A 10536-nucleotide genomic window follows, 5' to 3' on the forward strand; every position below is an offset into this window, starting at 1 on the left:
TGAACTCCCGCTACGGCTCCCCGGTCGAGGCCTGGAACTTCTGGCAGGCCAACCACTGGTACTAAGCCACCAGCGGGCAGGGACCACAGGACGGATACGCGAAAACGCTCGGCCGGAAACCCCCGGCCGAGCGTTTTCGCGTATCCGTGTGAGGTGAGCCGGACGACCGGAAATGGATCATGCACACGCCGAGTTGAACGAGACGTGCCTCATGATCCCCACCGGCCCGACCGGCTCCACCCCCTCCTCGCCGAGCGCTTCAGCCCGTACAAGTTCGATCCGGCCGGCCTCGTCGACGATCCCACCCTCCGTCTGCTCCTCGAAGCCGCCCGATGGACCCCCTCCGCCGGCAACTCACAACCCTGGGGCTTCCTCCCCGCCCGGCCCGGCGAGCCGGACCACATGCGCCTGCTGCCCCACCTCGCCCCCAGCTCCGCCCGCTGGGCGAAGGACGCGGGCCTGCTGCTCGTCACCCTCACCCGCCGCCACGTCGACGACTCCTCCGTCCTCTACTCCGAATTCGCCGACTACGACCTCGGGCAGGCCGTGGCCCACCTGAGCTTCCAAGCCCAGGCCATGGGACTGGCCACGCACCAGTTCCGCGCCTTCGACCTCGAAGCCCTGACCGAGGAACTGCGCCCGAACCCCGGATGGGCGATCGTCTCGATGCTCGCGATCGGCAGGGCGGCCGACGAACCCCCGGTCGTACGCGAACGCCGCACCGCTACCGATCTGTGCACGGCCCCCTGGCCGACACCGCCGGCGTAGGGAACCGGAGCGTGGGCGGGCCCCGGAGGTCAGGGCCTGCCGTCCGAGAAGTTGTGCACGCCCCACCATCCCGATTCGTCGTGGTAGATGCCGATGCCGACCTCGGTGAACTTCGGGTTGGTCTGTGCCTTGTAGTGGCCGGGGCTGTGGCGCCACATGGACTGGAACTTCTCGGCGGCCTCCTGCGCGGTCATCGACGCCCCGCTCCACATGACGATGTTCTCGCCGATCCACGTGCGGGAGCCGGTCTTGAGGTAGGCGCTGTCCCCGTCGGAAGAGTGCCCGAAACCGCTGTTCCTCATGTGCTTGGCCCAGCCCCGGGCGAAGTCGCCGAGGTCCTGCCTGGGGGCGAGCGGCGGGAGCCCGACGGTGGCGCGCTCCGCGTTGAGGAGCTGGAGGGACATGGCCTCGGCGTCCTTGACGGCCTGCGTCGACGAGCGCGAGCCGCGGACGGAGGGGTCAGGACCCACCGGACCCGAGCCCGACGGCCGGCCGGTCGGCGCCGGAGCGGCTTGCTCGCGGCTCGGGGGCGTGGCGGTGGACCGCTTCGGCGAGGGCTCGCCAGGGGCGCCGGTGCCAGCTACGGGCGACGCCTCGGCCGAGGCTGAGGCGCCGCTTCCGGGGGCGGTGGCGGTCGCCGTGGGACTCGCAGTACCGGTCGGGTCGGGCGCGGACCCGACCGGGACCCCTGCTTGAGGGGGGAGCGCCGAGGGCGCGCTCGCCACGGCCGTGCCCGCAGGGGACGACTCCGGGGAGCCCAGGGTGTAGGCGCCGGCGCCGGCCCCGGCAAGAACGACCGCGGCCGCCGCCATGCCCAGGAGCGGAGCCTTGCGGACCGGCTTGCGGTGCCCGGCGGTGCGGCCGGAGTCGGTGGATATCCACTCCGTGCGCTCGTCGTCGCGGTGGTGCTGCATCGTTCTCCTCGTACTACGGCCTGACCTGATGTGACCTGACGTAGAAGGAGACCTGCGGCAGCAGCCGCCATAACAACTTTTCGAACCGGGATTTCTCGGCGGCCGGCGCGGAACGGATCCGACCGGGCATCACCCGTCCGTACGTGACGAGGGCGCGGGCCAGCGCCTCGCCACCGCGGTGTGGACGAGCCACCCGACTGCCGCGCCGAACGAATACCAGAAGAAGTCGGGCGGGTTGAACGTGGAACCGAGTACGAGGCGGGCGACGGTGCTGTGCCGGGAGAGCTCCGACGGCACCGGGCTCAGCTGCAGGAACTCGACGAGGCAGCTGAAGGCCAGCGCACTTCCCGCAGCCCTCAGGGGCGTGACCCGCGGTACTGCCGAGACGACCAGGGCGAGCACCAGGACGGTGTACAGCGCGTCACCGCCGTATTTGGCCGCGCTCCCGGTCGCCAAGGCCCTGAGCCCGAGTCCCAGGCCGACGGTGACCGCCGCCGCGCCCGCTGCTGCCAGTCGGGTCCGTACCGGGTGGAGGGCGCGGCTGTCACGGGTTCCGGATATGAGGGGCACGGCGCCATGGTGTCAGCCGACGAGCCGTTACGGGGTGAGGGGGGCGGGTGCGGGTGTGCCGTAGAAGGTGATCGGGGACCAGCCGTGGGCCTGCGCGATCTTGTTCAGGGCGTTGGCGAGCTCGATGGGAGGAATGTCGTACGAGGCCGGGGCGTCGACCGTGGAGACGCTGAAGGTGATCACCACCTCTCCACCGACGTCGGGGACCATGCTCGTGCCCTTGAACTGGGTCCCCCGGGGGAACGCGGGTGCCGCCTGGGTGCCCTGCGCCGCCGCGGCTGCGGTGGCCTTGGCCTCCTTGGCGTGCGCCTGCGCGGCCTCCGCCGAGCCGCCGGAGGCGAGAACCGCTCCCGCCGCGGCGGTTCCCGAGTATCCGAGCAGTGAGCGCCGCGAAATTCCTGACATGGTTCGCCTCCGTGGCCGTGGTGAGGGTGATGGTGGTGTGGGGGCTCTGCAACGGCTCGGGCAACGTACCTGCTCCCCGACGGATCAGGCGGTTTCCTCCTGCACACCCCGGAGCGGGCCGCGGTTTCAACCGCCACAGTGAGGACGGCGGTCGGACCCGTTCACGGAAACCCGGCGCCCGCTGGCGCCACTGTGGTGATCTGGACGTCCATGTCCACTGTCCACATCCACGTTCGCCCCCAGGGAGGCTGCCGTGTCCAGAACGCCCCAGGAGATCTTCGAGAGTTACGTGTACGCCGGTGCCTTCACCCGGAACGCCGACGCCCTGGCCGAGAGCTTCACGGCGGACGGAGTCTTCGAGGCGCCGCTCCTGCCTGCCGGCGCGTCCTTTCCCCGGCGGTTGGTGGGCCGCGAGGAGATCCGTGCCGCCATGGCGGCGTACTACCGGAGCCAGGCCACGAAGGGACACCGCTCGCCGAACCTCGAGAAGTCCGGGTACGTACTGCACACCACGTCCGACCCCGCCGTGTTCATCGCCGAGATCGACACGGTCTTCGACGGGGACGGTGAGGACGTGACCGTCTCGCTCGTGCAGATCTTCCGCATCCGCGACGGGAGGATCGCCAGACTCCGTGACTACTTCGCGCCGGAGGCGATCGGCTGAGGGCTCTGCCCGCCCGGAGGACGGCCGGGTCGGCCGGGTCGGTCGGGTCGGTCGGTCACCGGAGTCGCTGCCGGAGCGTGCCGATGTCCTCGGTGTCCGGGCGGGGTTGGGCGGCGAGGACGGTACCGACGGCCGCGAGGACGGGCAGGGAGGCGTGGGCCGTGGCCAGGCCCACGTCCTTGGCGGCGAGGGAGACGGGGAAGTGGGACCCCTCGGCGAAGGTGCGGGCGACCGCGCCGGCCAACGGGCCCTTGGCCAGTTCGGTGCGGACCAGGTCGGCGGGCAGGCCGAGGGCCCGGCCGAGCGCGAGTGCCTCGGAGACCAGGGCGACGCCGCCGATCGCCGCGTTGATGAGGACGAGCTTGAGGGCCGCCCCCGTGCCGGTGGCCCCGCACTCGGTGATCTCGCCGAGCGTGCGCAGGACCGTACGGACGGGCTCGGGCAGCGGGCAGCCGCCCGCCAGGACCCACAACGTCCCTGCGGCCGCCCGGTCCACACTGCCCATCACCGGGGCGTCGATGAGCGTCACTTCCTCGGGGAGGCGTGCGGCCAGCGCGTGGATCGTGTCGGGTCCGACCGTCGAGGTGTCGATCCAGTGGGTGCCGGGCCGCAGTGCCGGGATGACGGCGTCGGCCACGGCGCGGGCGGCCGCCGGGTCGGACAGCATCGTGACGACGACGTCGGCGTCACGGACGGCCTCGGCCGGCCCGGACGCGAGCCGGGCACCGGCGGCAACGAGGGGGGCCGCCTTGTGCTCCGTACGGTTCCAGACGGTCAGGGGGTGCCCGGCGTCGAGCAGTCGGGCCGCCATGGGGGCGCCCATGCTGCCGAGCCCGAGGAATGCGATCTTCGCTGCGCTCTTCTTCATGGAGCGACCGTAGAAAACCTGCCGCCCATGCCACAAGCGAATGTCTAGCATGGTTGACATGCCTGATCCGCATAGCTTGTACGAGGTGTTCCTGCGCGTGGCGCGGGACGGGTCCTTCACCGCCGCCGCCCGCGGCCTGGGCTACACCCAATCGGCCGTGTCCCGGCAGATCCAGGCGCTGGAGGAGGAGTGGGGCGCCGCCCTGTTCGACCGGCTGCCGCGCGGGGTGCGGCTGACCGAGGCCGGGCGGGTGCTGCTGCCCCACGCGCAGGGCATGCGGGACCGGCTGCGGGCAGCCCGCGCCGAACTGGACGAACTGCGTGCGCTGGGCGGCGGCACGCTGCGGATCGGGGCCTTCGCCACCGCCGACGTGTCGCTGGTGCCGCGCGCCGTCTCCGCGTTCGGGGCGCGCCATCCGGGCGTCACCGTCGTCCACACGGAGGGGCCCACCGCCAAGCACGTCGCCCTGCTCGCCGAGGGCGGCCTCGACGTGGCCGTCCTCAGCGCCCCCGACGGGACACCGCTCCCGGGACCGGATCTGCACTTCCTGTTGGACGAGCCGATGTACGTGGCGCTGCCGCGCGGGCACGGGTTCGCCGGGCGGGCCCGGCTGAGGGTGGCCGACCTGGCCGACGAGTCGTGGATCGAAGGCGATGTCCGCCCCGACCGGACCCTGCTGGCGCCGGCGCTGACCGACGGGTTCCGGCCACGCGTGGCGTTCCGGGTCAACGACTGGACCGCCAAGCTGGGTTTCGTCGCGGCGGGCCTCGGCATCACGGTCCTGCCGGCCCTCGCGGCCGGGGCGGCCCGGGCGGACATCGCGCTGGTCCCGGTGGACCCGGCGGACCTTCCCCACCGCAAGGTCTACGCCGCCACCCCCCGCGGCCTCACGCCGTCCCCTGCGGCCACGGCCTTCCTGACGGACCTGCGCGGGGCTGCGGAGTCGGCGGCGGTGCACCGAGCGCTCGGGAGCCGAGGCCGATGACGGAGAATGCCACGTTGTGATCGATATCAAGCGCGGCACGGCCGTCCTCGTCGTCGCCCTGGTGGGCGCACTTTCCCTCACCTCGCCCAGTACGGCCGCTGACGGCGCCCGCTACGGGACGACCTCCACGGGATCCCGTGCGGCGGTCCGCTCGACGGCACCCGACCGGGCCACGGTGACGGAAGGGCAGGTCAAGGAGGTCGCACCGGGTGGTGTGATCACCTATCCGAGCGTCACCAGCTGCCTCACCGTGACCGTGCGGCTGCGGGACGGCGGTCTCGTCGGTGCTCATGCCAGCCTGTTCCAGGTACCGGGTGAACTGCGGTCCGACGAGATCCTGGCCGCGCTCGAACACCTCGTCGGCGATCGCCCCGTGAAGGCGATCGAGGTCAAGGGAGCGGTCGGCGCCTGGCACCCCGGCTACTTCGTGAAGGCGATCGAGACCTACGGCGAGGACGAACAGCCGCCGTACCCGACGCACCCGGACCCCGAAGGAATCGCCCGTGCCGTGTCGCGGGGGCTTGAACTGCCCCGCCGCCTGGTCACGGTCGAGGACGTACCCGACGGGGACCAGACCACCAGCTGACCACACAGCCGATCTTCACGTGCGTCGGACGGGGCACGGGGCACGGGGAACGGTGGCACGGGCCCGCACCGACGGCCCGACGACCCGCATGGCGATCAACGTCTTCGGACGCGAGCATGGAAGCGCAGCCGATCGGGGGGTGATGCTCCTCAAGGAGGCGGCACGGTGACGACTTCCCCGGACGAACGTGCCGCGCGCGGAAAGCTCGCACGCGCGAACCTGCGGCGCTCACAGCATGCGGGGTTCGAGCCGGGGAGCGCGCGGCCCGACCCGGTGGAAGTCCTCCAGGCGCAGTGCACGACGCGGGTGCCGGAGCTGGTGCCCATCCGCTACGGCCGGATGCTGCTGTCGCCGTTCCACTTCTACCGGGGGGCGGCGGCGGTCATGGCCGCCGACCTCGGCGCGGCACCCCACACGGGTCTGACGGCGCAGTTGTGCGGTGACGCCCACCTCCTGAACTTCGGGCTCTTCGCCTCGCCCGAGCGGACACTCGTCTTCGACGCGAACGACTTCGACGAGACGCACCCCGGCCCCTTCGAGTGGGACGTGAAACGGCTCGCCGCCAGCCTCGCCATCGCGGGCCGTGAAAGAGGGTTCAGCGGGCGCGACCGGGCCGCCGTGGTGCGCGAGGCCGTATCGGCGTACCGGCTGCGGATGCAACACCTCGCCGGCCTGCGCGTCCTCGACATCTGGTACGCCCAGGACGAGGCCGCCGGCCTGCGCGAGCTCGCCGCCCACGGCGGCGCACGCCTGCTGCGCCGCGCCGACGAGGTCTTCGCCAAGGCCCGCGGCAAGGACCACCTGCAGGCGCTCGCCAAACTCACCCACCGGGTCGACGGAAAGCTCCGGATCGCCCCGAATCCGCCGTTGATCGTCCCGCTGTCGGACCTGCTGGCCGAGTCCGGCCCGACGGAGGACGGGACGGACCTGACGGACCAGGCCCCCCTCGTGCGCGCGCTCCTGGACACGTACGGGCAGAGCCTGCCCAGCGACCGCCGGGAGCTGCTCGGCCGCTTCCACGTCGTGGACATGGCCCGCAAGGTCGTCGGCGTCGGCAGCGTGGGCACGCGCTGCTGGATCATCCTGCTGCTCGGCCGTGACGACGACGACCCGCTGCTCCTCCAGGCCAAGGAAGCCGGGGAATCCGTACTGGCCCCCTACACCCGGCCCACCGCGTACGACAACCAGGGACAGCGGGTGGTCGCCGGACAGCGGCTGGTGCAGGCCGCCAGCGACATCTTCCTGGGCTGGGACCGGGCCACGGGCATCGACGGCCGGAGCCGCGACTTCTACGTCCGCCAGCTCTACGACTGGAAGGGCGGCGCCCCGACGGAGAACATCCGCCCGCAGGGCCTGCAACTGCTCGCCGGGGCCTGCGGTTCCTCGCTCGCCCGGTCCCACGCGCGCTCCGGCGACCCCGTCGCCATCGCCGCCTACCTCGGTACGGTCGACACCTTCGACCGGGCACTGGTCGACTTCGCGGAGGCGTACGCGGACCAGAACCAGCGGGACTACGCGGCGCTCGTCGAAGCCGCTCGGACCGGCCGCGTGCCCACGGCCGAGGGCTGACCGCACGGAGCGTGTGGGCCCGTGCTGCCTCACCGTACGTAATATTCTGGCCAGGAGATACGAGCTCACGGCCGCGCAACCACCCGGTGCCGCTGTCGGCAGGACGAGGCAGGACACGAGGCGGCAGCCGTGCTGACAGGACGACAACGAGAGCTCGCGGTCCTCACCGAGCTGACCCGCCCCGATGCCCCGGCAACCGCCGTGGTCGTGCACGGTGGCCGCGGCACCGGCAAGAGCGCACTGTTGCGCGCCGCGCTCCGCCGCGCCGCCGGCGAGGGCGGCCTCGTCCTGTCCGCCATGGCTGAACCGGCGGACGCGCACACCCGATCGGGGCTGGTCCGGCAGCTCGTCGAGCAGCTCCCGAGCCCCCGGGACGGCCGGCCCGGGGGCCTCGGCGGCCCCGGCCCCGCTGCCGGGGAGGAGGCGCACCGCCTGATCGCGGCCGCCGCCCGCCGCGCACCGCGCACCGTCCTCGGGATCGACGACCTCCAGTGGACCGACGCCGCTTCGGCCGCCTGGCTGGAAACCCTCCTCCGCCGCCTCGACGACCTGCCCGTCACCGTCGTGGCCACCCACGGCCCGGGCCGCTTCCCGTCGGACGACGATCCCGTGGGCACCTTGTTGCCGCTGTTCCACCGGCGCATCCGGCTCACGCCCCTCACCGACGCCGACGTCGCACGACTCGTCCGCACCGTCCTCGGCACCGAGCCCGGTGCCGGGACCGGTGCCGGGACCGGTGCCGAGCCCCGCACCGGTCCCGGCCCGGAGCCCGCGCCCGAGTTCGTCACTGCCTGCCGGACCGCCACCGGCGGCAACCCCGCCCTGCTGCACGCCCTCTTCCGCTCGCTGCGCTCCGCCGCGGCAGCACCCGACGCAGCCACGGCTTCCGCCCTCGACCGCCACGTACCGGCCGGGACCGGCCGCACCGTGCACGCCGCGCTGCGCACGATGGGCCCCGGGGTGCTCGCCACCGCCGAGGCCGCCGCCGTCCTCGCAGGCCCGCACCCCCCGGCCGCCGAACTCCTGGCCTTCGCCTCGGGAATCGAGCAGCACGTCGTCGAGGACAGCCTGCACGCCCTCACGCTCGCAGGCACGATGGTCCCCGGCGAACACGGCAGCACCTTCAGTGCCCCGCTGCTCGCCGCGGCCGTCGCTGCGGAGGTCGTGCCGAGCAGGCGCCAGGCACTCCACTCCCGGGCCGCCCGGTTCCTCATCGACCAGGGCGCGGCGTGGGCCGAGGTCGTGCCCCACCTGCTCGGCAGCCCGATCGGACAGGACGGCACGGCCGAGGCCCTGTTGAACGCCGCCGACGACGCGCTGGAACACGGCGAGAACGCCACCGCCGTCGCCTGCCTGCGCCGGGCCCTGCGCGAACCCCTGCGGGAACAGCTGCGCGCCCAGGTACTCGCCTCCCTCGGCGAGGCCGAACTGGCCCGCTGCGTCCCCACCGCCGTCCACACGCTCAGACGCTCCCTCGACCTCGCCACCGTGCCCGGCGAACAGGCTGCGGCCGCCCGGTCCCTCGCGGGGGCCCTGTTCACCCTCGACCGGTACCCCGAGGGGCTCGACGTCCTGAGACGCGCCGCGCAGCGCATCCGCCACACCGGACCGGCGCACGCCCTCCGGCTGGAGATCGACCTGCTGTACGGCCAGCTCGGCCGGATCCACACCGCCGCGGCGGCCCTGCCGCGGCTGCACGAACTCGACCCGGCCGCGGCGCAGGGTTCGCCGGCGGAGCGGTCCCTCGCCGCGCTGCTGTCACTGCGCTGCCTGCTCGACGGCGGCGGCCGCCGCGAGGACGCCCTCGCCCACGCCCGGGAGGCACTGGCCGGCGGGGTCTGCCCGGAGGGCGACGAGTCGTACGTGTACACCGCGCCCGTTCTGGCGTTCTCCGCCGCCGGCCGCCCCGATCTCGCGCTGGCGCACGTCAACGCGAGCCTGGAAGGATCCCGCGGGCAGGCGGCCGCGCTGAGACAGGCGTACCTGACCACGCTCCGGGCCGGCATCAACTACCGTCTGGGCGACGTCCGCGGGTGCGAGGCCGACGCACGCGCCGCCATCGCCGCACTGCGGGGCGTCGGCGCGGGCCCCACCACCAGCCACAGCGTCGCCATGCTCACCGACGCCCTGACCAAGCAGGGCCGCTTGGCGGAGGCCGAGGACCTGCTGTCCGAGCACGGCCTCACCGGCACCCTCGGGCAGCACTGGGCCAACGACTTCACGGCCCTCGTCCGGGGGCGCCTCAAGGTCGCCCGGGGCCGGGTCGAAGAAGGGCTGGACGACCTGCTGCGCGCGGGGGAGCGCGCCACGACCCGCCTGATGTCGGGTCCGGCCGTGCTGCCGTGGCGCTCCGAGGCCGCTCTCGCCCGTGCGGCCCTCGGCGACACCCGGCAGGCCGTGGCGCTCGCCGCCGAGGAGGCCGAACTGGCCCGGGCCTGGGGCGCTCCCGAGATCACCGGCAATGCCCTGCGCGTGCTCGGCCTCGTGACCCCCGGCCCGGACGGCCTCGCGCTGCTGCACGAGGCCGTCGCGCTGCTGGAGCCGACCGCGGCCCGGCTGGCCCACGCACAGGCGCTGGCCGACTGCGGGGCCCGGCTGCGGCAGGCCGGACACCTCGACGACGCCCGTTCCCACCTGCGCTCCGCAGCGGTCACCGCCCGCCGGTGCGGGGCCACCGCCGTCGCCGACGCCGCCGAGTGCGAACTGCGGGCTGCCGGCTACCGTCCCGACGCCCCGGCCGAGGAGGGCGCGCAGGCACTGACCCCGTCCGAGCGCCGGGTCGCCGCACTGGCCGCCGAGGGCCTGACGAACAAGGAGATCGCCGCGCGCCTGTACGTGGGCCTGCGGACGGTCGAGGTCCACCTCACGAAGGCGTACGGGAAGCTCGGCATCCAGGGTCGGCCCGGCCTGGCGGACGCACTGGCGGCACCGGGCTCCGTACGCCGCTGAGGGCGGGCGAGCGGGCGCGTGCCCGGCCCGGGCCGGGCGGGGGCGTGCGGCGTCAGTCCTCCGAAGGTGCGCTCGGCAGCTTGCTCTGGATGAGGTCCATGACGGAGGAGTCGGTGAGGGCGGTGACGTCGCCGAGTTCGCGGTTTTCGGCGACGTCGCGCAAGAGGCGGCGCATGATCTTGCCGGAGCGGGTCTTGGGGAGTTCCGCGACGGGCAGGACGCGCTTGGGCTTGGCGATGGGGCCGAGGGTGGTGCCGA

General features: G+C 73.4%; 10 protein-coding genes and 1 pseudogene. 6 read left to right on the forward strand and 5 right to left on the reverse strand.

The features are described from left to right. The first annotated feature begins 204 nt into the window (after positions 1–204). A complete protein-coding gene (locus ACZ4VL_RS39330) occupies positions 205–768 on the forward strand; it encodes a nitroreductase family protein (protein ID WP_468210423.1) in 564 nt (187 codons plus the stop codon). Positions 769–797: 29 nt separating this feature from the next. Here the strand turns inward: ACZ4VL_RS39330 and ACZ4VL_RS39335 are convergent, their stop codons facing one another. The 3 genes from ACZ4VL_RS39335 to ACZ4VL_RS39345 all read right to left on the reverse strand — a co-directional run bounded on the left by ACZ4VL_RS39335 (position 798) and on the right by ACZ4VL_RS39345 (position 2657). Next, complete coding sequence (locus ACZ4VL_RS39335) at positions 798–1682, reverse strand: CAP domain-containing protein (protein WP_468210426.1); 885 nt, start codon at positions 1680–1682, stop codon at positions 798–800. A 129-nt stretch (positions 1683–1811) separates the two neighbouring features. After that, entirely contained in the window at positions 1812–2252 is a 441-nt protein-coding gene (locus ACZ4VL_RS39340) for a ribosomal maturation YjgA family protein (protein ID WP_468210429.1), read from the reverse strand. Between the two features lie 27 nt (positions 2253–2279). Next, the gene (locus ACZ4VL_RS39345; RefSeq protein ID WP_468210432.1) at positions 2280–2657 is read right to left on the reverse strand and encodes a twin-arginine translocation signal domain-containing protein; all 378 of its coding nucleotides are present in this window, start codon (positions 2655–2657) and stop codon (positions 2280–2282) included. Between the two features lie 253 nt (positions 2658–2910). Here ACZ4VL_RS39345 and ACZ4VL_RS39350 point away from each other — a divergent pair, with 253 nt between their 5' ends. Beyond that, on the forward strand, positions 2911–3321 hold the full coding sequence (locus ACZ4VL_RS39350; RefSeq protein WP_468210435.1) for a nuclear transport factor 2 family protein: 411 nt from the start codon (positions 2911–2913) through the stop codon (positions 3319–3321). Positions 3322–3376: 55 nt separating this feature from the next. On the opposite strand, the gene ACZ4VL_RS39355 is transcribed toward ACZ4VL_RS39350, so the two are convergent. Next, complete coding sequence (locus ACZ4VL_RS39355; protein ID WP_468210438.1) at positions 3377–4189, reverse strand: NAD(P)-dependent oxidoreductase; 813 nt, start codon at positions 4187–4189, stop codon at positions 3377–3379. A gap of 58 nt (positions 4190–4247) precedes the next feature. On the opposite strand from ACZ4VL_RS39355, the gene ACZ4VL_RS39360 reads away from it, so the two are divergent. From ACZ4VL_RS39360 to ACZ4VL_RS39375, 4 genes are all read left to right on the forward strand, one after another. Then, a complete protein-coding gene (locus tag ACZ4VL_RS39360) occupies positions 4248–5174 on the forward strand; it encodes a LysR family transcriptional regulator (RefSeq protein WP_468210441.1) in 927 nt (308 codons plus the stop codon). Positions 5175–5190: 16 nt separating this feature from the next. Further along, positions 5191–5760: a hypothetical protein gene (locus ACZ4VL_RS39365; protein ID WP_468210444.1), complete on the forward strand. Its 570-nt coding sequence runs from the start codon at positions 5191–5193 to the stop codon at positions 5758–5760. A 165-nt stretch (positions 5761–5925) separates the two neighbouring features. Then, a complete protein-coding gene (locus ACZ4VL_RS39370) occupies positions 5926–7329 on the forward strand; it encodes a DUF2252 domain-containing protein (protein WP_468210447.1) in 1404 nt (467 codons plus the stop codon). Positions 7330–7458: 129 nt separating this feature from the next. Further along, the gene (locus ACZ4VL_RS39375; RefSeq protein ID WP_468210450.1) at positions 7459–10278 is read left to right on the forward strand and encodes a helix-turn-helix transcriptional regulator; all 2820 of its coding nucleotides are present in this window, start codon (positions 7459–7461) and stop codon (positions 10276–10278) included. A gap of 52 nt (positions 10279–10330) precedes the next feature. On the opposite strand, the pseudogene ACZ4VL_RS39380 reads toward ACZ4VL_RS39375, so the two are convergent. Continuing rightward, a pseudogene (locus ACZ4VL_RS39380) lies at positions 10331–10536 on the reverse strand (acetyl-coenzyme A synthetase); the annotation flags it as partial.

Source organism: Streptomyces sp. NPDC029014 (assembly GCF_055564695.1).

Excerpts from the sequence above, each read along its gene's own strand:
- ACZ4VL_RS39335 (WP_468210426.1), bottom strand. The coding sequence starts at position 1,682 with ATGCAGCACCACCGCGACGACGAGCGCACGGAGTGGATATCCACCGAC.
- ACZ4VL_RS39355 (WP_468210438.1), bottom strand. The coding sequence starts at position 4,189 with ATGAAGAAGAGCGCAGCGAAGATCGCATTCCTCGGGCTCGGCAGCATG.
- ACZ4VL_RS39345 (WP_468210432.1), bottom strand. The coding sequence starts at position 2,657 with ATGTCAGGAATTTCGCGGCGCTCACTGCTCGGATACTCGGGAACCGCC.
- ACZ4VL_RS39360 (WP_468210441.1), top strand. The coding sequence starts at position 4,248 with ATGCCTGATCCGCATAGCTTGTACGAGGTGTTCCTGCGCGTGGCGCGG.